This is a genomic window from Streptomyces sp. SirexAA-E (assembly GCF_000177195.2).
Lineage (GTDB): Bacteria > Actinomycetota > Actinomycetes > Streptomycetales > Streptomycetaceae > Streptomyces > Streptomyces flavovirens.
This window is the reverse complement of sequence record NC_015953.1, coordinates 1,752,169-1,773,360: the sequence shown is the minus strand read 5'-3', so window position 1 is coordinate 1,773,360 and position 21,192 is coordinate 1,752,169. Positions and strand designations below refer to the sequence as shown.

20 protein-coding genes and 1 riboswitch are annotated in these 21,192 nt (G+C 69.8%); of the genes, 14 read left to right on the top strand and 6 right to left on the bottom strand.

Features of this window, described 5'->3' with window-relative positions; genetic code table 11:
- Positions 1–25: 25 nt before the first annotated feature.
- Together SACTE_RS07815 and SACTE_RS07810 are read right to left on the bottom strand one after the other, a co-directional pair.
- Complete coding sequence (locus SACTE_RS07815) at positions 26–1,486, bottom strand: hypothetical protein (protein WP_014045489.1); 1,461 nt, start codon at positions 1,484–1,486, stop codon at positions 26–28.
- 105 nt (positions 1,487–1,591) lie between these two features.
- The gene (locus tag SACTE_RS07810) at positions 1,592–1,801 is read right to left on the bottom strand and encodes a hypothetical protein (RefSeq protein WP_014045488.1); all 210 of its coding nucleotides are present in this window, start codon (positions 1,799–1,801) and stop codon (positions 1,592–1,594) included.
- A 181-nt stretch (positions 1,802–1,982) separates the two neighbouring features.
- Here SACTE_RS07810 and SACTE_RS07805 point away from each other — a divergent pair, with 181 nt between their 5' ends.
- Complete coding sequence (locus tag SACTE_RS07805; RefSeq protein ID WP_014045487.1) at positions 1,983–2,957, top strand: carbohydrate kinase family protein; 975 nt, start codon at positions 1,983–1,985, stop codon at positions 2,955–2,957.
- A 50-nt stretch (positions 2,958–3,007) separates the two neighbouring features.
- On the opposite strand, the gene SACTE_RS07800 is transcribed toward SACTE_RS07805, so the two are convergent.
- A complete protein-coding gene (locus SACTE_RS07800; protein WP_014045486.1) occupies positions 3,008–4,390 on the bottom strand; it encodes a cysteine desulfurase/sulfurtransferase TusA family protein in 1,383 nt (460 codons plus the stop codon).
- Positions 4,391–4,663: 273 nt separating this feature from the next.
- Here SACTE_RS07800 and coxB point away from each other — a divergent pair, with 273 nt between their 5' ends.
- From coxB to SACTE_RS07780, 4 genes are all read left to right on the top strand, one after another.
- The gene (coxB, locus tag SACTE_RS07795) at positions 4,664–5,632 is read left to right on the top strand and encodes a cytochrome c oxidase subunit II (RefSeq protein ID WP_014045485.1); all 969 of its coding nucleotides are present in this window, start codon (positions 4,664–4,666) and stop codon (positions 5,630–5,632) included.
- Positions 5,629–7,365: a cytochrome c oxidase subunit I gene (ctaD, locus tag SACTE_RS07790; protein ID WP_014045484.1), complete on the top strand. Its 1,737-nt coding sequence runs from the start codon at positions 5,629–5,631 to the stop codon at positions 7,363–7,365. Before coxB ends, ctaD begins: the two co-directional genes overlap by 4 nt.
- Positions 7,362–7,760, top strand: a complete 399-nt coding sequence (locus SACTE_RS07785; protein ID WP_014045483.1) for a cytochrome c oxidase subunit 4 — start codon at positions 7,362–7,364, stop codon at positions 7,758–7,760. Before ctaD ends, SACTE_RS07785 begins: the two co-directional genes overlap by 4 nt.
- A gap of 112 nt (positions 7,761–7,872) precedes the next feature.
- Positions 7,873–9,129: an Ig-like domain-containing protein gene (locus tag SACTE_RS07780; RefSeq protein ID WP_014045482.1), complete on the top strand. Its 1,257-nt coding sequence runs from the start codon at positions 7,873–7,875 to the stop codon at positions 9,127–9,129.
- Positions 9,130–9,172: 43 nt separating this feature from the next.
- Here SACTE_RS07780 and SACTE_RS07775 read toward each other — a convergent pair whose 3' ends face one another.
- Positions 9,173–9,574: a hypothetical protein gene (locus SACTE_RS07775; RefSeq protein WP_014045481.1), complete on the bottom strand. Its 402-nt coding sequence runs from the start codon at positions 9,572–9,574 to the stop codon at positions 9,173–9,175.
- A 187-nt stretch (positions 9,575–9,761) separates the two neighbouring features.
- Here SACTE_RS07775 and SACTE_RS07770 point away from each other — a divergent pair, with 187 nt between their 5' ends.
- The 6 genes from SACTE_RS07770 to SACTE_RS07745 all read left to right on the top strand — a co-directional run bounded on the left by SACTE_RS07770 (position 9,762) and on the right by SACTE_RS07745 (position 16,868).
- Positions 9,762–10,382 (top strand): heme-copper oxidase subunit III, encoded by a 621-nt coding sequence (locus SACTE_RS07770; protein ID WP_014045480.1) that lies wholly within the window; start codon positions 9,762–9,764, stop codon positions 10,380–10,382.
- Positions 10,383–10,436: 54 nt separating this feature from the next.
- Positions 10,437–11,246, top strand: a complete 810-nt coding sequence (locus SACTE_RS07765) for a c-type cytochrome (protein ID WP_014045479.1) — start codon at positions 10,437–10,439, stop codon at positions 11,244–11,246.
- Positions 11,243–12,295 (top strand): Rieske 2Fe-2S domain-containing protein, encoded by a 1,053-nt coding sequence (locus SACTE_RS07760; RefSeq protein ID WP_014045478.1) that lies wholly within the window; start codon positions 11,243–11,245, stop codon positions 12,293–12,295. The genes SACTE_RS07765 and SACTE_RS07760 overlap by 4 nt, the downstream gene beginning before the upstream one ends.
- Positions 12,292–13,917, top strand: a complete 1,626-nt coding sequence (locus SACTE_RS07755; RefSeq protein WP_014045477.1) for a cytochrome bc complex cytochrome b subunit — start codon at positions 12,292–12,294, stop codon at positions 13,915–13,917. Before SACTE_RS07760 ends, SACTE_RS07755 begins: the two co-directional genes overlap by 4 nt.
- Positions 13,918–14,041: 124 nt before the next feature.
- Positions 14,042–15,106 carry an anthranilate phosphoribosyltransferase gene (trpD, locus tag SACTE_RS07750; RefSeq protein WP_014045476.1) on the top strand — a complete coding sequence of 355 codons (1,065 nt, stop codon included), beginning with the start codon at positions 14,042–14,044 and terminating at the stop codon, positions 15,104–15,106.
- Positions 15,107–15,200: 94 nt separating this feature from the next.
- Positions 15,201–15,318: riboswitch (SAM riboswitch) on the top strand.
- 173 nt (positions 15,319–15,491) lie between these two features.
- Complete coding sequence (locus SACTE_RS07745; RefSeq protein WP_014045475.1) at positions 15,492–16,868, top strand: aminotransferase class V-fold PLP-dependent enzyme; 1,377 nt, start codon at positions 15,492–15,494, stop codon at positions 16,866–16,868.
- 43 nt (positions 16,869–16,911) lie between these two features.
- Here SACTE_RS07745 and SACTE_RS07740 read toward each other — a convergent pair whose 3' ends face one another.
- Both SACTE_RS07740 and SACTE_RS07735 read right to left on the bottom strand, forming a co-directional pair.
- Positions 16,912–17,193, bottom strand: a complete 282-nt coding sequence (locus SACTE_RS07740; protein WP_014045474.1) for an Lrp/AsnC ligand binding domain-containing protein — start codon at positions 17,191–17,193, stop codon at positions 16,912–16,914.
- The gene (locus tag SACTE_RS07735) at positions 17,190–17,942 is read right to left on the bottom strand and encodes a rhomboid family intramembrane serine protease (protein WP_014045473.1); all 753 of its coding nucleotides are present in this window, start codon (positions 17,940–17,942) and stop codon (positions 17,190–17,192) included. Before SACTE_RS07735 ends, SACTE_RS07740 begins: the two co-directional genes overlap by 4 nt.
- Positions 17,943–18,114: 172 nt before the next feature.
- Here SACTE_RS07735 and SACTE_RS07730 point away from each other — a divergent pair, with 172 nt between their 5' ends.
- From SACTE_RS07730 to SACTE_RS07720, 3 genes are all read left to right on the top strand, one after another.
- Complete coding sequence (locus tag SACTE_RS07730) at positions 18,115–18,357, top strand: hypothetical protein (protein WP_014045472.1); 243 nt, start codon at positions 18,115–18,117, stop codon at positions 18,355–18,357.
- Positions 18,358–18,394: 37 nt separating this feature from the next.
- Entirely contained in the window at positions 18,395–19,756 is a 1,362-nt protein-coding gene (locus tag SACTE_RS07725) for an NYN domain-containing protein (protein WP_026359016.1), read from the top strand.
- Between the two features lie 293 nt (positions 19,757–20,049).
- Positions 20,050–21,075, top strand: coding sequence for a C40 family peptidase (locus SACTE_RS07720; protein WP_014045470.1), 1,026 nt, complete (start codon positions 20,050–20,052; stop codon positions 21,073–21,075).
- The last annotated feature ends 117 nt before the right edge of the window (positions 21,076–21,192 follow it).

Genomic DNA, 21,192 nt, shown 5'->3' with positions numbered 1-21,192 from the left:
GTGCGGACGAGGGGACGGGCCGCCGTCAGGTACGCGGCACGGTGGCGCCGGACCCCGCGTCGACCACCTTCCGGTCACCCAGCGGCGCGTCCAGCGTCACCGTCCGGGTCAGCTCCTCGGCGATCAGGACACAGGCCTTGCCGGGGTCCGGGTTCGACTCGCCGACCGTCACCCGGACCGTCGAGCCGTCCTCCGTGGCATGGACCTCGTACGTGCTGCACGCCCCGCCCCAGAACGTCACGTCCAGGGTCCGGCCGTCCGCACCGTACGAGAGGATCCGGCGCTCCCCGGTGGTCGTGTCCCCCGTGCCGGAGCCGGTCCCGTCCGTCGGGCGGGCGCCCTCCTCGGTCAGGAACGCCGGGTCCACCGCGATCCGGACCGCCGTGTACGCGGCTCCGCCGTCGTCCGGCCGTACCGAGAAGAGCCACGAGGGGACGAGCAACTGCTCGCCGTCGGCGTACCGGGCGGACAACCCCAGCACCGCCTTCTCGACCGTCATCGTGGCCGTCCGCGGCGAACCGCTCCGTGAGGCGCAGTCGACCGCGGCCGAGGAGGCGTCGTCCTCCAGCGGTACGGAGGTGGCGCAGCCGCCGATGCCGGGCTTCGCGCCCGGCCGGCTCTCCGCGTTCAGCCGGTCCAGTGCCGCCCGGGCGCCGACCAGCGGATAGCTGTCGCCCTTCGCCAGGGACTTCAGGTGCCCACTGCCACCGACGATCTCGCCGCCGGGTCCCACCTGGATCCCCGTCGACCAGCCGTACGTCGGCAGCCCTCCCACCACCGGGTCGGCGTTCACGACGCGTACGGAACCCATCAGCTGGCGCGTGTCGAGCGCCGCGCCGTCCTGACCCACGGCCTTGAGCACCGGGGCGGCCGCGGTCCGGGCGGCCTTCTCGCTCACCGGGTCGTCCACCGGTGCACCGGAGCCGGATCCGGCCTTCGAGGAGGGCTTGGCGCAGGCGGACGCCGACTCGCAGGCGTCCGGGCCGCCCGAGCCGTACCGTGCGAAGGTCCAGGCGCCCGGCGCCTGCTTGGTCACCCGCAGGAACGGCCCGGACCCGTCACCGTCGACACCCACCGTCCACGCGGCCCCCTCGGTCCTCGGGGTGCCCGGCAGTCCGAGGGCCGAGGCCAGACGCGTCACGTCCTCGGCCGTCACCGCACCCGTCGCCCGGTGCACGGCGGCCTCGGCCGGTCCCTTCGGCAGTTCGCCCGCCGCGCGGTAGACGGTCCGGCCGTCGTTCGGGTCCGGCTCGCCCACGGCGATGCCCGGCGCGGGCGCCGCCGGGTCCTCGGCCGGGAGGCCGAGCGCGAGCGGGGGAGGCGCGGTCCCGTCGGAGGCGGGTGCGGCCCGGCCCTGAGGCGTGGACGCCCAGTACGCGGCGCCGCCCCCCGCCAGCAGGACCGCCGCCGCCACCGAGACCACCGCCAGCGGGGAACGCCGCCGTCGCGGGCCGGTCACGTCCTTCTCGGGTTGCTCGGTGCTCACCGGATCGCTCCTTCGTGCAAGGCCGTCACTCGCGTATCGCCGTCCCCGGCGGGGACGGCGATGGGACGGGGCGCGGGAGCGTGCGGTTCCACCGCGGGGGCCGGGTCAGTCCCCGTACTCCGGCATGGCGTCGACGAGCCGGGCCGAGGAGGGCGGGACCGTGACCCCGTGGATCAGGGACGGCCGCGACGGCACGGCGGCGGCCTTCGTGACGGTCTTCGTGGCGGCGACCCAGTGCGGCGCCATACGCGCGCAGTCACCACGAAGCTCGGCCAGGCTCATCTCGGACTCACGCGGAGCGATGTCGTTCGGCATAACCGCACCGTACGCACGACCATGGTCGGGCAGAAAGCCCTACTATCGGGTAGTTTTCCCTTTTCCCTTCGGGTGGCGGCACCGGGTGGCCGGCGGGCCCCACCGGGTAGCGTGAACTGTCACGCCGTCCCGGAGGGTTCGTTCCCGCGGTCCCTTCGCCTTCCGCAGGAGCAGCCTTCCCGTGCGCATTGCAGTCACCGGCTCCATCGCCACCGACCATCTGATGACCTTCCCCGGCAGGTTCACCGACCAGCTCGTCGCGGACCAGCTGCACACGGTCTCGCTCTCCTTCCTGGTCGACAACCTCGACGTACGCCGCGGCGGCGTCGGCGCCAACATCGCCTTCGGTATGGGCATCCTCGGCACCCGCCCGATCCTGGTCGGCGCCGCCGGGGCCGACTTCGACGACTACCGCGCCTGGCTCGACCGGCACGGCGTCGACACGGACTCGGTCCGGATCTCCGAGGTCCTGCACACCGCGCGCTTCGTCTGCACCACGGACGCCGATCACAACCAGATCGGCTCCTTCTACACGGGTGCGATGAGCGAGGCCCGGCTCATCGAGCTGCAGAGCGTCGCCGAGCGCGTCGGAGGCATCGACCTCGTCTCCATCGGCGCCGACGACCCCGAGGCGATGCTCCGCCACACCGAGGAGTGCCGCGCCCGGTCCATCCCGTTCGCGGCGGACTTCTCGCAGCAGATCGCGCGGATGGACGGCGAGGAGATCCGCACCCTCCTCGACGGTGCCACCTACCTCTTCTCCAACGAGTACGAGAAGGGGCTCATCGAGTCCAAGACCGGCTGGAGCGACGAGGAGATCCTCTCCAAGGTCGGCCACCGGGTCACCACCCTCGGCGCCCGCGGCGTCCGTATCGAGCGTGCCGGCCAGGACCCGATCGAGGTCGGCTGCGCCGAGGAGGAGCGCAAGGCCGACCCCACCGGCGTCGGCGACGCCTTCCGTGCCGGGTTCCTCTCGGGTCTGGCCTGGGGCGTCGGCCTGGAGCGTGCCGCGCAGGTCGGCTGCATGCTCGCGACCCTGGTCATCGAGACGGTCGGCACCCAGGAGTACACCCTGCGCCGCACCCACTTCATGGACCGCTTCACCAAGGCGTACGGCGACGAGGCGGCCAACGAGGTCCGGGTCCACCTCTCCTGAGACCGGCCCGCCCCGTCCGGGACCGGCCCGCCCCCGGGACCGGCCCGGTCTCACGTCAGCCGGCGGACCACATAGGCCGTGCCCCGGTCCGCCGGCTCCTCGCCCACGTACTCCTGCTCACGCATCTCGCACCACGCGGGGATGTCGAGGCGGGCGGCCTCGTCGTCGGCGAGGACCGTCACCGTGGAGCCGACGGGTACCTCTCCGATCACCTTTGCGAGTTCGATCACCGGGATCGGGCAGCGCCTGCCCAGGGAGTCGACGACGAGCGAGGCGCGCGGGGCGGGGGAGGGGGCCGTGGCGGCGGGCGCGCCGAGCCGGTCCCGCACCTCCGCCACCACGCCCGGCAGGACCTCCAGGAAGCGGTCGACCTCGGCCCCGGTGGTGCCGGCCGGCAGCGACACGCGGACGTTCCCCTCGGTGAGCACGCCCATCGCCTTGAGGACGTGACTGAGCGTCAGCGTGCTGCTCGTACAGGAAGAACCGGACGAAACGGAAAAATCGGCCCGATCCAGTTCATGGAGCAGGGTCTCTCCGTCGACATAGAGACACGAGAAGGTGACCAGATGCGGCAGCCTGCGCGCCGGGTCACCCACCACCTCCACATCGGGCACCAGCCGGGGCACCTCGGTGCGGACCCGGTCCACCAGGACGCGCAGCCGTGCGGCCTCGGCCTCGGCCTCGGCGCGTACCGCGCGCAGCGAGGCCGCCGCCGCGACGATCGCCGGGATGTTCTCGAAACCGGGTGCCCGTCCCGACTCCCGCTCGTCGGCCGGGCCTTGGGGGGCGAACCGGACTCCCTTGCGCACCGCGAGCAGACCGACACCGGCCGGCCCGCCCCACTTGTGGGCGCTGGCGGTCAGCAGCGACCAGCCGCCCGGTACGGGACCCCAGCCCAGCGACTGCGCGGCGTCCACCAGGAGGGGGACGCCCGCGGCGGCGCAGAGCTCCGCGGCCCGCGCCACCGGCTGCTCGGTGCCGACCTCGTGGTTGGCGGACTGGAGGCAGGCCAGCGCGGTGTCCGCCCGCAGCGCCCGGCCGAACTCCGACGGGTCCACCGCCCCGGTCCGCTCCACGGGCACCTCGGTGAAGGACCCGCCGTCCGCCTCCAGCGCCGCGGCCGCGTGCAGGACCGAGGAGTGTTCGACCGCCGAGAGCACCAGATGACGTCCGACACGCCGACGGCCGGAAAGAGCCCCGGAAACGGCCGAGTGGACGGCCCGCGTCCCCGACGAGGTGAAGACGAGCTCGTCCGGCCGGCACCCGACGGCCTCCGCCGCGGCCTCCCGCGCGGCGTCCAGGAGCATTCCGGCCCGCCGCCCCTCGCGGTACAGCCGGGCCGGGTCGGCCCAGCCCTCGTCCAGGGAGGCAAGCAACGCCTGGCGTGCGACGGGATGCAGGGGCGCGGAGGAGGCGGCATCGAAGTAGGACACGCCGCCACGCTAGCCCGCGGCGGGGCGCCGTCCGGGCGCGGGCCGCGCCGCCCGGGGGGAGAGGGGCCGTCAGATGACGGCCCGAGGCCCGGATTCCACCCCTTCGGGGTGACGGGCGGCGCGTTGGGCACCCTCCCCGCGCGACCCCAAATAGCGTCCAGTAGGGTTTGGTCCGCATAAACATCCAAACCCCTGCCCGCGTCAGGGCCGGCGACCGACCAAGCGAGACGGCCGCGCCGAACCGTGCGGGCGAGACTCTCGGGAAGGCGCTACGTGAGTCCCAACGGCTCCGACCGCTCGTCGCGGCGCCCGATGCGGCGGAAGCTGCCGCAGGTGCTGACTGCGGGCCTGGTCCTGGCGACAGCCTCCGGTTGTGAATACAACTGGGAGGATTTTCCCCGCCTCGGTATGCCCACCCCGGTAACGGAAGAGGCCCCTCGGATCCTCTCCCTCTGGCAGGGCTCGTGGGCGGCAGCGCTCGCCACGGGTGTCCTCGTCTGGGGGCTGATCCTGTGGAGCGTCATCTTCCACCGGCGTAGCAGGACCAAGGTGGAGGTACCTCGGCAGACCAGGTACAACATGCCTATCGAGGCGCTGTACACAGTGGTCCCCCTCATCATCGTCTCGGTGCTCTTCTACTTCACCGCGCGCGATGAGTCCAAGCTCCTCGAGCTCAGCCCCAAGCCCGCCCACACGGTCAACGTGGTCGGCTACCAGTGGAGCTGGGGCTTCAACTACATCGAGAACGTGGAGGGCGAGCCCTCCGCCGGCAGCGAGGTCCCCAAGGAGCTCGACGCCATCCCCGACAAGTACCGCAAGGACTTCCCCGCGAACGCCAACGGCGTCTACGACGTGGGCATCCCCGGTACGAGGAACCCGCAGAACGGCAACCCGGGTCCGACCCTGTGGCTGCCGAAGGGCGAGAAGGTCCGTTTCATCCTGACTTCGCGTGACGTCATCCACTCCTTCTGGGTGGTGCCGTTCCTCATGAAGCAGGACGTCATTCCGGGCCACACCAACGCCTTCGAGGTGACTCCGAAGAAGGAGGGCACCTACATGGGTAAGTGCGCCGAGCTCTGCGGCGTCGACCACTCCCGAATGCTCTTCAACGTCAAGATCGTCTCCCCCGAGCGTTACCAGCAGCACCTGAAGGAGCTGGCGGAGAAGGGTCAGACGGGCTACGTGCCGGCAGGCATCGAGCAGACGGACCCGGCCAGGAATGCGGAGACGAACAAACTGTGAGCATCCTCAACGAATCCCAGGGTGCCGCGGCAGCAGACGACTCTTTCGAGGACGAGCTGCCGGTACGGCGCAAGCAGCCGGGGAGCGTCGTCATCAAGTGGCTCACCACCACTGACCACAAGACGATCGGCACGCTCTACCTGGTCACCTCGTTCGCGTTCTTCTGCATCGGCGGTCTCCTGGCGCTCTTCATGCGCGCCGAGCTGGCCCGTCCGGGCACGCAGATCATGTCGAACGAGCAGTTCAACCAGGCGTTCACGATGCACGGCACGATCATGCTGCTGATGTTCGCGACGCCGCTGTTCTCCGGTTTCGCGAACTGGATCATGCCGCTCCAGATCGGCGCGCCCGACGTGGCGTTCCCGCGGCTGAACATGTTCGCCTACTGGCTGTACCTCTTCGGCTCGCTCATCGCGGTGGCCGGCTTCCTCACCCCGCAGGGTGCGGCCGACTTCGGCTGGTTCGCCTACTCCCCGCTGTCGGACGCCGTCCGCTCGCCGGGTGTCGGCGCCGACATGTGGATCATGGGTCTGGCCTTCTCCGGCTTCGGCACGATCCTCGGCTCGGTCAACTTCATCACCACGATCATCTGCATGCGCGCCCCCGGCATGACGATGTTCCGCATGCCGATCTTCACCTGGAACGTGCTGCTGACCGGTGTCCTGGTCCTGCTCGCCTTCCCGGTGCTGGCCGCCGCGCTCTTCGCGCTGGAGGTCGACCGTAAATTCGGCGCACATATCTTCGATGCGTCGAACGGTGGCGCATTGCTGTGGCAACACCTCTTCTGGTTCTTCGGACATCCAGAGGTGTACATCATCGCGTTGCCATTCTTCGGAATCGTCTCGGAGATCATTCCGGTCTTCAGCCGGAAGCCGATGTTCGGTTACATCGGTCTCATCAGCGCGACGATCGCCATCGCCGGTCTTTCCGTGACCGTCTGGGCGCACCACATGTATGTGACGGGCGGGGTACTCCTACCGTTCTTCTCGTTCATGACCTTCCTGATCGCGGTACCGACCGGTGTGAAGTTCTTCAACTGGATCGGCACGATGTGGAAGGGGTCGTTGTCCTTCGAGACACCGATGCTCTGGTCCGTCGGCTTCCTGATCACCTTCGCCTTCGGTGGTCTGACCGGCGTGATCCTGGCCTCGCCGCCGCTCGACTTCCACATCTCCGACTCGTACTTCGTCGTGGCGCACTTCCACTACGTGGTGTTCGGCACCGTGGTCTTCGCGATGTTCGCCGGATTCCACTTCTGGTGGCCGAAGTTCACCGGCAAGATGTTGGACGAGCGGCTCGGCAAGATGACCTTCTGGACGCTGTTCGTGGGCTTCCACGGCACGTTCCTCGTACAGCACTGGCTGGGCGCCGAAGGCATGCCCCGCCGGTACGCGGACTACCTGGCCGCCGACGGCTTCACCGCGCTGAACACGATCTCGACGATTTCGTCCTTCGTGCTCGGCCTGTCGATGCTGCCGTTCATGTACAACGTCTGGAAGACCGCCAAGTACGGCAAGAAGATCGAGGTCGACGACCCGTGGGGCTACGGCCGTTCGCTCGAATGGGCGACGTCCTGCCCGCCCCCGCGGCACAACTTCCTCAGCCTGCCGCGCATCCGCTCGGAATCCCCGGCGTTCGACCTGCACCACCCGGAGATCGCGGCGCTCGAGCAGCTCGATCACCTGTCCGAGGGTGACAAGGTCCTCGTCGGCGGCAAGGAGGACGGCAAGTGAAGATCCAGGGCAAACTCTTCATCTGGCTGAGCGTCTTCCTCCTGATCATGGCCGTCACGTACGGCGTCTGGTCCCGGGAGCCGGTGGGCACCACCGCACTGGTGCTGTCCTTCGGTCTGGCCATCATGATCGGCTTCTACCTGGCCTTCACGGCCAACCGGGTCGACGCCATGGCCCAGGACAACAAGGAGGCCGACGTCGCGGACGAGGCCGGCGAGGTGGGGTTCTTCTCCCCGCACAGCTGGCAGCCGCTCTCGCTGGCCATCGGTGGCGCCTTCCTCTTCATGGGCGTCGTCTTCGGCTGGTGGCTGGCCTACTTCGCGGCCCCGCTGCTCCTGATCGGCCTCTTCGGCTGGGTCTTCGAGTACTACCGCGGTGAGAACCGCACCCAGTAGCAGCACCGCACCACCCGCACGGGGGCCCGGCCCGCTCGGCAACGAGCGGGCCGGGCCCCCGTTTGCAGTCACTGAGCGCGCTGGATCGGATGAATCTTCTTAGCGTGGGTTCATGAACCACACGCCGCGCATCCGCACCGTAGTGAGCTGCACTCTGCTGGTCGTGACCCTGGTCGCTGGTGCGACCGCCTGTGGAGAGCCCGACAGCCGCCAGCTGTCCCTGAAGCCCTACGACGCCGCCGAGGACATCTCGTTCAACGGCCCCTCCGAGAAGGAGAAGGCCGACCCGGACAAGCCGATAGAGGTCACCGTCAAGGCTGACGACGCCCGCATCACGGACGTGACGGCCGTCGACACCGAGGGCCGCCACCTGGCGGGCGAGCTCGACGCGAACGGCAAGCGGTGGCACTCGACCACCTCGCTGGCGGCCGGCACCCGGTACACCGTCAAGGTCTCCACCGAGAACGGCGACGGCGCCCCCGGCAGCCGTACGTACGCCTTCGGCACGGCCTCGGCCAAGAAGTTCCTGAAGGTCTCCTTCGGCCCGCAGGCGGGCACCTACGGGGTCGGACAGCCCGTCACCGCGGAACTCAGCGCCCCGGTCACCGACAAGGCCTCCAGGGCCACCGTGGAGCGCGGGCTCCAGGTCCGCTCCACCCCCGCGGTCACCGGTTCCTGGTACTGGGTCGACGCCAAGACCCTGCACTACCGCCCGAAGGAGTACTGGCCCGCCGGCGCCACCATCGACGTCCGCAGCAACCTCAAGGGCATAAAGGTCACCAACGCGCTGTACGGGGACGCCGCCAAGCCGCTCAAGCTCACGACCGGCGACCGCATAGAGGCCATCACCGATGCCTCCGAGCACCACATGACGGTCCTGCGCAACGGTGAGGTGATCAACACGCTGCCGGTCACCACGGGCAAGCCGGGCTTCGACACGCGCAACGGCGTCAAGGTCGTGCTGGCCAAGGAGCAGTTCGTCCGGATGCGGGGGGAGAGCATCGGCATCGCCGCCGGCTCGTCGGAGTCCTACGACCTGCCGGTCTACTGGGCGACCCGGGTCACCTGGAGCGGTGAGTACGTCCACGCGGCGCCCTGGTCGACCGGCTCCCAGGGCAGCGCCAACGTCAGCCACGGCTGCACCGGGATGAGCACCGCCGACGCCGAGTGGTTCTTCGAGACCGTACGCGAGGGCGACATCGTCAAGGTCGTCGGGAGCGACGGCGAGACCATGACGCCGTTCGACAACGGCTTCGGCGACTGGAACCTGTCCTGGGACGCCTGGCTGAAGGGCAGCGCGCTGCACGGCGGCGGGACCCCGGACAAGGGCACCGACGTGGAGGCGGCGCGGCTGCAGCCCCAGGTGTGACCACCTGGGGGCGGGCCGCGCCGCGTGGGGCCCTGAGGGGCGCTCAGGCCCCTACGGACAGCCTCTGGCGCAGCAGGGCGGCCAGGGCGTCCGCGAAGTCGACCGGGTCGACCGGATGGGTCACCGCGGCGTCGGCGCGGCTCCACGTGGCCAGCCAGGAGTCCTGCGGGCGGCCGATCAGCAGCAGCACGGGCGGGCAGCCGAAGATCTCGTCCTTGATCTGCCGGCAGACGCCCATGCCGCCCACCGGGGCCGTCTCCCCGTCCAGCACGCAGACGTCGACGCCTCCCCGGTCCAGCGCGCTCAGGACCGCCGGCAGGGTGGCGCACTCCAGGAACTCCACCTCCGGGACGTCCGCCGCGGGCCTGCGCCCGGCAGCCAGCCTCACCTGCTCACGGGTGTTGGCGTCGTCGCTGTAGACCAGGACCGTGGCGGTCGGCTGCATTGTTCCTCCGTGACATCTGTGTCTTCGGGGCTCTCGGGGCATGAACCGATGGGCGGATCGTACTCCGGCGGACAGCCTGTCAGCACCGGTAATGACAGCGTTTCGATGGGCCGTTCGGTGAGGACACACCCCACTGACACACCGAACAGCACCCCCCGGAGTGAGGGCGGGATAAGCGACCGACATAATGTCGGTCGTGGCGACAGCAACGACAGTAGAAACCGGGCACGCGCACCCGTCGGTCAATCGACCGAACCTCACCAGCGTCGGAACCATCATCTGGTTGAGTTCCGAGCTGATGTTCTTCGCGGCCCTCTTCGCGATGTACTTCACCCTGCGATCGGTGATGGGTCCCGATCACTGGAAGGAGATGGCCCACCATCTGAACTTCCCGTTCTCGGCGACGAACACCACGATCCTGGTGCTTTCCTCTCTCACCTGCCAGCTCGGCGTTTTCGCCGCGGAGCGGGGCGATGTGAAGAAGCTCCGGACGTGGTTCATCATCACGTTCGTGATGGGTGCGATCTTCATCGGAGGCCAGGTCCTCGAGTACACCGAGCTGGTCAAGGAGGCGGGTCTCTCCCTGTCCTCCGACCCCTACGGCTCGGTGTTCTACCTGACGACGGGCTTCCACGGTCTGCATGTGACAGGCGGTCTCATCGCCTTCCTGCTCGTCCTGGGCAGGACATACGCGGCCTCGAGGTTCACCCACGAACAGGCCACCGCCGCCATCGTCGTGTCCTACTACTGGCACTTCGTCGATGTCGTCTGGATCGGTCTGTTCGCCACGATCTACATGATCAAGTAACCGGGCTCGCACCCACCACCATCGACGCAGAAGATCCTGACACCGGGGTAATCCGTGAAAAAGCTCTCCGCACGACGACGCCATCCGCTGGCGGCGGTCGTCGTACTACTCCTCGCGCTGGCGGCTACCGGGGGGCTGTACGCCGCGTTCGCACCTGCGGGTAAGGCGCAGGCCGACGACACCGCCCAGTCCCTCGCCATCGACGAGGGCAAGAAGCTCTACTCCGTGGGCTGTGCCAGCTGCCACGGATCCGGCGGTCAGGGCACCACCGACGGGCCGTCCCTCGTTGGTGTCGGCTCCGCCGCCGTCGACTTCCAGGTCGGTACCGGACGTATGCCGGCGCAGCAGCCGGGTGCCCAGGTACCGAAGAAGAAGGTCATCTACAACCAGGCCCAGATCGACCAGCTCGCGGCGTACGTCGCGTCCCTGGGCGCGGGCCCGATCACGCCGAAGCAGAGCCAGGTCGACCCCTCGGGTGCCGACGTGGCCAAGGGCGGTGACCTGTTCCGCACCAACTGCGCGCAGTGCCACAACTTCACCGGCAAGGGCGGTGCCCTCACCGACGGGAAGTACGCCCCGGACCTCGAAGGCGTGAGCCCGAAGCACATCTACGAGGCCATGCAGACCGGCCCGCAGAGCATGCCCTCCTTCCCGGACAGCACCATGCCGGAGCAGGAGAAGAAAGACATCATCGCGTACATCAAGACCGTCAACGGTGACGACTCCGCGAGCCCCGGCGGGCTCTCGCTCGGTGGCCTCGGTCCCGTCAGCGAGGGTCTCTTCGGCTGGATCTTCGGACTGGGCGGACTGATCGCCATCGCCGTCTGGGTCGCGGCCCACACCGCTAAGGCCAAGAAGTCATGAGTAGCCAAGAGATTTCAGAAGAGGGCCTGCCCGCAGAGCAGGACACCGCGCACGGTGCGGTCAAGGTCGCGGACGATCCGTTCGCGGACCCCGGGCTGCCGGCCCACAGGCCGCGCATCCAGGACATCGACGAACGGGCCGCCAAGCGCTCCGAGCGCACGGTCGCCCTGATGTTCACGCTGTCCATGCTGGCGACGATCGGCTTCATCGCCTCGTACGTCATCTTCCCGGTGGACAAGATCGTCTTCATCTGGCCGTTCGGCCACGTGAGCGCGCTCAACTTCTCGCTGGGCCTGACCCTGGGCCTGGCGCTCTTCCTCATCGGCGCGGGGGCCGTCCACTGGGCGCGCACCCTGATGTCCGACGTGGAGGTCGCCGACGACCGGCACCCCATCGAGGCGACGCCCGAGGTCAAGGCGAAGGTTCTCGCCGACTTCGCGGACGGCGCCCGGGAGTCCGCGATCGGACGGCGGAAGCTGATCCGCAACACCATGTTCGGCGCGCTGGCCCTGGTGCCGCTCTCCGGTGTGGTGCTGCTGCGCGACCTCGGTCCGCTGCCGGAGAAGAAGCTCCGCAACACCCTGTGGGCCAAGGGCAAGCAGCTCGTCAACATGAACACGATGGAGCCGCTGCGTCCCGAGGACGTCGTCGTCGGTTCGCTGACCTTCGCCATGCCCGAGGGCCTGGAGGAGGACGCGCACGACTTCCAGAACCAGATCGCGAAGGCCGCCCTGATGATCGTCCGCATCGAGCCGGACGACATCAAGGACAAGCAGTCGCGTGAGTGGGCCCACGAGGGCATCGTGGCCTTCTCCAAGATCTGCACCCACGTCGGCTGCCCGATCAGCCTCTACGAGCAGCAGACGCACCACGTCCTCTGCCCGTGCCACCAGTCCACCTTCGACCTCTCCGACGGCGCCCGCGTCATCTTCGGCCCGGCCGGTCACCCCCTCCCGCAGCTGCGGATCGGCGTGAACAGCGAGGGCAACCTCGAGGCGCTCGGCGACTTCGCAGAGCCCGTCGGTCCTGCCTTCTGGGAGCGCGGATGAGCACCGTGACAGACACACAGCGCAAGGCGCCCGCGGGCGAACGTGTGGCCGACTGGGCGGATGGCCGACTGGGCATCTACGGCCTGGCCAAGGCCAACATGCGCAAGATCTTCCCGGACCACTGGTCCTTCATGCTGGGCGAGATCTGCCTCTACAGCTTCATCATCATCATCCTCACGGGTGTGTACCTGACGCTGTTCTTCCACCCGAGCATGAACGAGGTCGTGTACCACGGCCCGTACGAGCCCATGCAGGGCATCCGGATGTCCGAGGCCTACGCGTCGACGCTGGACATCAGCTTCGACGTCCGTGGCGGTCTGCTCATGCGGCAGATCCACCACTGGGCCGCCGTGATCTTCCTGGCCGGCATGTTCGTGCACATGTTCCGGGTGTTCTTCACCGGCGCGTACCGCAAGCCGCGTGAGATCAACTGGCTGTTCGGCTTCCTGCTGTTCGTGCTCGGCATGTTCACCGGGTTCACCGGCTACTCCCTCCCGGACGACCTGCTCTCCGGTACGGGTGTGCGCTTCACGCAGGGCGCGATCCTGTCGATGCCGATCGTCGGTACGTACATCTCGATGTTCCTGTTCGGCGGGGAGTTCCCCGGCACGGACATCATCGCGAGGTTCTACTCGATCCACATCCTGCTGCTGCCGGGCATCATGCTCGGGCTCGTGGTCGGCCACCTCATCCTGGTGTTCTTCCACAAGCACACGCAGTTCGCGGGCCCGGGCAAGACGAACAAGAACGTCGTCGGCATGCCGCTGCTGCCGGTGTACATGGCCAAGGCCGGGGGCTTCTTCTTCCTGGTCTTCGGCTTCATCGCGATGATCGCCGCGATCGCCACGATCAACCCGATCTGGGCGCTCGGCCCCTACCGTCCCGACCAGGTGTCCACGGGCGCCCAGCCGGACTGGTACATGGGCTTCGCGGAAGGCTTCGTCCGTGTGATGCCCGGCTGGGAGATCAACCTCTGGGGCCACACGCTGGTCCTGGGCGTGCTCATCCCGCTGGTCCTCTTCGGGCTCGTCCTCGGGGCGCTGGCCCTGTACCCGTTCATCGAGTCGTGGGTCACCGGGGACAAGCGCGAGCACCACATCCTGGACAAGCCGCGCAACGCTCCGACCCGCACCGCGCTCGGTGTCGCCTGGGTGACGATCTACTTCGTCATGCTGATCGGCGGCGGCAACGACATCTGGGCGACCCACTTCCATCTGTCGCTCAACGCGATCAGCTGGTTCGTACGGATCGCCTTCTTCGCCGGCCCGGTCCTGGCGTTCATCGTCACCCGGCGGATCTGCCTCGGACTCCAGCGCCGCGACAAGGAGAAGGTGCTGCACGGACGCGAGTCCGGCACCATCAAGCGCCTGCCGCACGGTGAGTTCGTCGAGATCCACGAGCCGCTCGGCCCGGAGCAGCTGCACACGCTCACGGCCCACGAGCAGTACAAGCCGATCGAGATCGGCCCGACGGTCGACGAGAACGGCGTGGAGCGCAAGCCGTCCGCGCTGCAGAAGCTGCGCGCCCGGCTCAGCCGGAGCTACTACGGCGAGGGCAACCAGATCCCCAAGCCCACCGCCGAGGAGTACAAGGAGATCACCAGCGGCCACGGCCACCACTGATCACCGCAGCTGACCGCCACAGCGGGAGCCCCGTCCGTACGCCGGACGGGGCTCTTCGCTGTCCCCGGCGCTGGATAGGGTGGGGGGACAGTTCTTTCATCGGCAGTGGACCCAGGAGCGGACCATGAACGTGGCGACCCCGGACGGCGGCGACAGCGTGGCGGCCCGTTCCTGGCCCGGCGTCCTGACCCCCCTCCTGCGCGGCCAGGACCTGGCCGCCGAGGACACCGCCTGGGCCATGGACCGCATCATGAGCGGCGAGGCCACCGACGTGCAGATCGCCGGATTCGCGGTCGCCCTGCGCGCCAAGGGCGAGACCGTCGACGAGGTCACCGGACTCGTGCGGGCCATGTACGACCACGCCCACACCATCCACGTGCCCGGGCGCACCGTCGACATCGTGGGCACCGGCGGGGACATGGCCAAGACGGTCAACATCTCCACCATGTCCGCGATCGTCGTGGCCGGGACCGGCGCCAAGGTCGTCAAGCACGGCAACCGCGCCTCCTCGTCCGCGAGCGGCGCCTCCGACGTCCTGGAGAAGCTCGGCGTCAACCTCGAACTCACGCCGCAGCGCGTCGTCGAGGTCGCCGAGGAGGCGGGCATCACGTTCTGCTTCGCCGTGAAGTTCCACCCCGCCCTGCGGTACGCGGCACGGGCCCGCAAGGAGCTCGGTACGCAGACCACCTTCAACATCCTGGGACCGCTCACCAACCCGGCCCAGGTGCGCTCGCAGGCCATCGGTGTCGCCGACCTCAGGATGGCGCCGATCGTCGCCGGTGTCCTCGCGGCCCGCGGCAACTCGGCGCTCGTCTTCCGGGGCGACGACGGGCTGGACGAGCTGACCACCACGGCGACGTCGCGTGTCTGGACGGTGCGGGACGGTTCGGTGCACGAGGAGCCGTTCGACCCGCGCGACGTCGGTCTGGAGCTGGTGCCGGTCGAGGCGCTGCGCGGCGCCGACGCCTCGTACAACGCGGATGTGGCCCGCCGGCTGCTGGACGGGGAGCGGGGGCCGGTGCGGGACGCGGTGCTGCTCAACTCCGCGGCCGCGCTGACCGCCCTGGAGGGTGGCGAGGGCACGCTGAACGAGCGGATCGCGGCCCAGATCGCCCGGGCCGCCGAGGCGATCGACTCCGGTGCCGCCAAGGGCGCCCTGGAGCGCTGGGTGGCGGCCAGCAACCGCTGAGAGCGGCCGAGAGCGCGTCGCGCGCATAGGGGCGCGGTCCGGATCGCGGACCGCGCCCTTGCGTGTACGGGCACATATGGCAAGATGCTCGTCAGGTCATGAGTGACAGCGACTACGGCCCCGGCCCGCTGTCCGGCAACCCTCCGTCCGTGGCGGGGTGCCCCGGGTGAAGACCAGGCCGCAGGCAGCGAGGTCTGTGGCAAGCGCGGGCCCCTCGGCATCGTCGTATGCCGCCCCTTGGGGTCCTGGTCCCTAGGGAGCCTCTTGTGAGCAAGCGAATGCGTTAGGGCGTCGAGCCCTTCTCCGCGTACCCCTCTTCACCCTTTCCGCGTGCTGCCGCGTCCTGCCGGCGCGTGGATCTCGCCTGCCTCTTACGGGAGTAGCCATGTCTGTCTCCACCGCTGTCGTCGACCCGTCCATTTGTGCACCTCTGCCCGTCCTGGGCGCCGATGTCACCGTTCCGCTGGTGACGGGCGGAGATGTCACCTATGCCGCCCTCGACTACGCCGCGAGCGCCCCGGCGCTCCAGCGGGTGTGGGACGACGTGGCCGCCTACGCCCCGTACTACGGCAGCGTGCACCGCGGTGCCGGGTACCTGTCGCAGCTCTCCACCGACCTCTTCGAGAGCAGCCGCGCGACGGTCGCGGAGTTCCTCGGTTGCCGGGAGGGGGACCAGGTGGTCTTCACCCGGTCGACGACCGACTCCCTGAACCTGCTGGCGTCCGTACTGCCCGCCGACTGCCGGGTGTTCGTGTTCGAGACCGAGCACCACGCCTCGCTGCTGCCCTGGCGCGACGCGCGGGTGACCTACCTCGACGCCCCGCGTACCCCGGCCCAGGCCGTCGCGACGCTGGAGCGGGCGCTGGCCGACCGCGAGCCCTACGGGCCCGCGCTGGTCTGCGTGACCGGCGCGTCCAACGTCACCGGCGAGCTGTGGCCGGTGCGCGAACTGGCCGCCGCCGCCCACGCGCACGGTGCCCGGATCGTCCTGGACGCCGCGCAGCTCGCGCCCCACCACCCCGTCGACATCGCCGAGTCGGACGTCGACTGGGTGGCCTTCTCCGGACACAAGCTGTACGCCCCCTTCGGCTCCGGCGTTCTCGCCGGCCGGGCCGACTGGCTCTGCGACGCGGAGCCGTACCTCGCGGGCGGCGGGGCCTCCCGCACGGTCGCCCGGCGCGCCGACGGCGGGGTGGACGTCCAGTGGCACACCACCGAGGCCCGGCACGAGGCGGGATCGCCCAACGTGATCGGTGTCCACGCCATCGCCTCCGCCTGCAAGGCGCTGACCGAGGCGGGCTTCGACTCGCTGGTCGCCCGGGAGCGGACGCTGGTCGACCGGGTCCTGACGGGCCTGGCCGACGTCCCCGAGGTGCGGGTGCTCTCGCTGTTCGGCGACGGCGCCCCGAGGGTCGGCGTCATCTCCTTCGTGGTGGAGGGGTGGAACAGCTCGCACTTCGCGGCGGCGCTCTCGGCGGAGTACGGGATCGGGGTGCGCGACGGGCTGTTCTGCGCGCACCCGCTGGTCCGCACCCTGCTGGGCGGCGAGCCGCAGGAGCCGGGGGAGTGCGGGGCCCCCGAGGCCGAGCCGGGGGAGCGGTCGCTGAACGCCATCCGGGTCAGCTTCGGCGCCGGTACGCCCGACGAGCACATCGACCGGTTCCTGGGGGCCGTCCGGGAGCTGGTGGGGGCCGGCGCCCGCTGGACCTACCGCACCGAGGGCGGCCGCTGCGTCCCGGACCGGGGCGCGGCCCAGGTCTGACCGGGACGGGCCGGCCGGGGCGCGCCCGCCCCGGCCGGCCGTCTCAGGCGTCGAGGCCGATGGCGAAGGCCGCTTCGAGGTCGTGCTGCGAGTACGTGCGGAAGGCGACGTGCGTGTCCGTGGCCTCGACGCCCTCGATCTTGCTGATCCGGCCGGGGATGACGTCGGCCAGGTCGTCGTGCCGGGGCACCCGGACCATGGCGATCAGGTCGTACGTCCCGGTGACCGAGAAGACCTCGCTGACGCTGTCCAGCGCGGCGATGGCCTCGGCGATCTCGGGAATCCGGTTCACGCTGGTCTTGATGAGCACGATCGCGGTGATCACGGCTGGCTTTCTCCCTCGGTGGCCGTGGCTGGAGCCTTCACCCTAACCCCACCCCGGTAGCGCCCCCAGGCGTAGAGGAAGCCCGCCGCGAAGCCCGCCACATGGGCCAGGTAGGCGACGCCCGGACCGCTGCCCGCGTCCCGCGCGGCCAGCCACTGGAGCACGAACCAGAAGACGAGCACGATCCAGGCGGGGAAGCGCAGCGGCAGGAAGAAGAGGAACGGGAAGAGGCTGGTGACCCGGGCGCGCGGGAAGAGGTAGAGGAACGCGCCGAGCACCGCCGAGATCGCGCCCGACGCGCCGACCAGGGTCTGGTCCGAGCCGGCGTGCACGACGGCGTAGGCCACCAGTGCGAAGTAGCCGCAGCACACGTAGAAGAAGAGGAACTCGGTCCGGCCCATGCGCTCCTCGGCCATCGCGCCGAACACGTACAGGAAGAGCAGGTTGCCCAGCAGGTGCAGCCAGCTGCCGTGGACGAAGAGCGCGGTCAGCGGGGTGAGGGCCGCGTGCGCGGAGCCGTCCAGGAGTCGGCTGGGGATCACGCCCCACCGTTCGAAGTAGCCCGCCTGCGCGGCGAGCAGGGCGTCGGCCGAGCCGTAGGAGGGGTTGAACCCGGAGAGCGGACTGACCAGGAACACGGCGCTGCACAGCGCGATGATCCCGTACGTGACCGGCGCGCCGCCCGCCGTGGCCGCCGCCCCGATCTCCCTGATCCGCCGACGCCAGCCGGCCGCCCGCCCATCGATCACGTACAGAGCATGACGCACCGGGCCGGATCGGGACAGAGCGCCTCGCCGTGTCGGCCGGTGCCGCCCAGGCCGTAGGGTTGGCGCAGGACATTCGCAGTTCGACGGCGCACCGCGAGATTCGAAGGCCTGGGCACGTACGAGGGCTCGACGGACGACGAAAGAGGACGCAACGATGACGACGGTTCCCCAGCCGACGGACGCAACCCGCTGGCGCTGCACGCTCTGCGGCAACCTGACCCGCTTCGACGTGACGCGCTCGTCCAAGGTCGTGGAGTACGTGCATCTCGACCTGGCCGGGGAGTCGAGTGTCGAGGAGCGCGAGGTGGTCAGTGAGACCATCGAGTCGGTGCGGTGCCGTTGGTGCAACGCGGTGGACCAGATCGAGCTGGTCGACCGGCCGGGTTCCGACTCCTGACAGGGCCGTCGGGACAGACACATTGGGGTGATGGATGGTGGAGCAGCCGACAGGCGGCGCCGAACCGGCCGATGAGGCCGGCGGCGTCGCGGAGTCGCTCGACCGTCCGCTGCCCGAGGGCGTGCGCCGCAAGGTCGTGGTCCTGGTCTCGGACGCCTTCGGCGGCCTGACCGTCGGTGAACTCCCCGCCCAGCTCAGACAGTACGCCCGTTTCACCCCGACCCGGCGCGCCAAGTTCGCCGGGAACGCGATGGCGGCCGCGCTGGAGAGCGATCCGGTGTTCCGGCGGCGCATCGGTGAGCGGATCGCCCGGAGCCAGCCGGAGCTGGCCCAGGCCCTGACCTCCGGCGCGCCTCCCGCCGCGGCCGACCCGGTGGACGTGGCGGCGGTGGCCTATGTGCTCCGGCCGGACGGCTGGGTCAAGCTGGTGGCCGCGGTGGGCGAGGAGGTCCAGCGCGCCGACGCGGAACGCGCGGACGAGGAGACCCGGCGCGAGCTGGCCCGGCTGCGTGAGGAGCTCGCCCACGCCCGCGACCGGACCAGGGCCGAGACCGAACGGCTGCGCGCCGAGCTCGAGGCGAGCCGCAAGGAGGCCGAGTCCCTGCAGCGCAAACTCCGCAGCGCGCTCAGCGAGGTGAAGCGCGGAGAGGCGGCCCTGCGCAAGGGAAGCGCCGAGGCCGAGGCCGTACGGGCCGAGGCGGCCGCCCAGGTCTCCGCGGCCGAGAGCGAGTCACGGCGGCTCAAGGCACGCCTGGCCGAGGCGGAGACGGCCGTCGAGGCGAGCCGTCGTGCGGCGCGGGAAGGGCGCTCGGTCGAGGACATGCGGCTGCGGCTGCTCCTGGACACCGTGCTGGACGCGGCGCAGGGGCTGCGGCGCGAACTGGCCCTGCCGCCCGCCTCGATCCGCCCGGCGGACGGTGTGGAGGCGGTGGAGCCGGGCCGTATGTCGCCGAAGGACATCGCGGCCAGGGCGCTCTCGGAGACCGACCCCGCACTGCTGGACCAGCTGCTCGCCCTGCCACAGGCCCATCTGATCGTCGACGGCTACAACGTCACCAAGACAGGCTATCCCCAGATGCCCCTGGAGAAGCAGCGGTTGAGGCTGCTGGGCGGCCTCTCGGTCCTCGCGGCCCGTACCGGTGCCGAGATGACCTGTGTCTTCGACGGGGCGGAGCTGGCGGCGCCGGTGCTGCTCGCCCCGCCGCGCGGGGTGCGCGTGCTGTTCAGCAAGGCCGGGGTCACCGCCGACGAGCTGATCAGGCAGCTGGCGCGCGCCGAACCGCCGGGCAGGCCCGTGGTGGTTGTCTCCACCGACCGCGAGGTGGCCGACGGCGTGGCGAAGGCCGGGGCACGACCGGTCGCGTCCGCCTTGCTCCTGAAGCGCCTTTCGCGCGCCTAGTGCTTCTTGTGCGGCATGGGCGGCTTGCCGGTATTCAGGGAACGTACCGTCAAGTCCCCGCTACACGCAGTGTGATGAAAGTAAAGAAGTGCCTGGTGTGACGAGTTTTTTCCTGTGAGGATTTGAACTGATCACAAGATGGTCACTAGGGTCAGGCCTCGAACCTTCGCACGGTTGATCACCCACCCGGGGTGACAGCGAAGGAACCGCCGAGTCCGTGACATGCACGGAGCCGGGGATCCGCTCTCCCCCACATCCCGGTAGGCGGCTCGAGGAAGAAGGAGCTCGCCTTCGTGGCGTCCCACCGTCGTCCCAAGCAGCCGAGCCGCACCCGCGTGACCGTGCTCACCGCAACCGCCGCCGCAGCCGTCGCTCTCACGTCCCAGGCCGCGCACGCCGACCCGAAGCCGACCAAGAGTGAGGTCAAGGCGAAGGTCGACAAGCTCTACCACGAGGCCGAGGTCGCCACCGAGAAGGCGAACGGCGCCGAGGAGCAGCAGGACAAGCTCAAGAAGCAGGTCGACGCGATCCAGGACAAGGTCGCCCGCGGCCAGGAGGAGCTCAACGCCCTGCGCGGCGAACTGGGTTCGCTCGCCACCGCGCAGTACCGCTCCGGCGGTCTGGACCCGTCCGTCCAGCTGCTCCTGTCCTCGGACCCCGACGACTTCCTCGACCAGGCCTCCGCGCTCGACCAGCTGACGGCCAAGCAGGCCGAGTCGCTGCAGAAGATCCAGGCGAAGCAGCGCGCCCTCGCGCAGCAGCGCCAGGAGGCGCAGAGCAAGCTCGACGACCTCGCCGACGTCCGCAAGACGCTGAGCGCGAACAAGAAGAAGTACCAGGCGAAGCTCGCCGACGCCCGTGCGCTGCTGAACACCCTCACCGTCGCCGAGCGCAACAAGATCGCCCAGGAGGAGCAGCGCGCCAGCCGCGACGCCGGCGACCGGGTCGAGCTGGGCAACGAGGTCCCCGCCTCCGCCCTCGGCGCGGCAGCCCTCTCCGCGGCCGCCACCCAGCTGGGCAAGCCGTACGTCTCCGGCGGCACCGGCCCCAACTCCTTCGACTGCTCGGGCCTCACGCAGTGGGCCTACGCCCAGGCCGGCGTCCAGCTCACCCGCACCACGTACACCCAGATCAACGACGGTCCCCGGGTCGGCCGCAGCGCCCTCAAGCCGGGTGACCTGGTCTTCTTCAACAACACCTCGCACGTGGGCCTCTACGCGGGCAACAACCAGATCCTGCACGCCCCGAAGCCGGGCGCCGTGGTCCGCTACGAGTCGATGGACTACATGGGCACCTTCCAGTTCGGCGTGCGTCCCTGACACCCGAACGGGCGAATCACCACGCCTCTCGCTGACGTCCGCCCCGCCGGAGACCACAGGTCACCGGCGGGGCGTCGCCGTTCGTGCCCCCTGTACGCCCCGGCGCGCTCTTTGGCC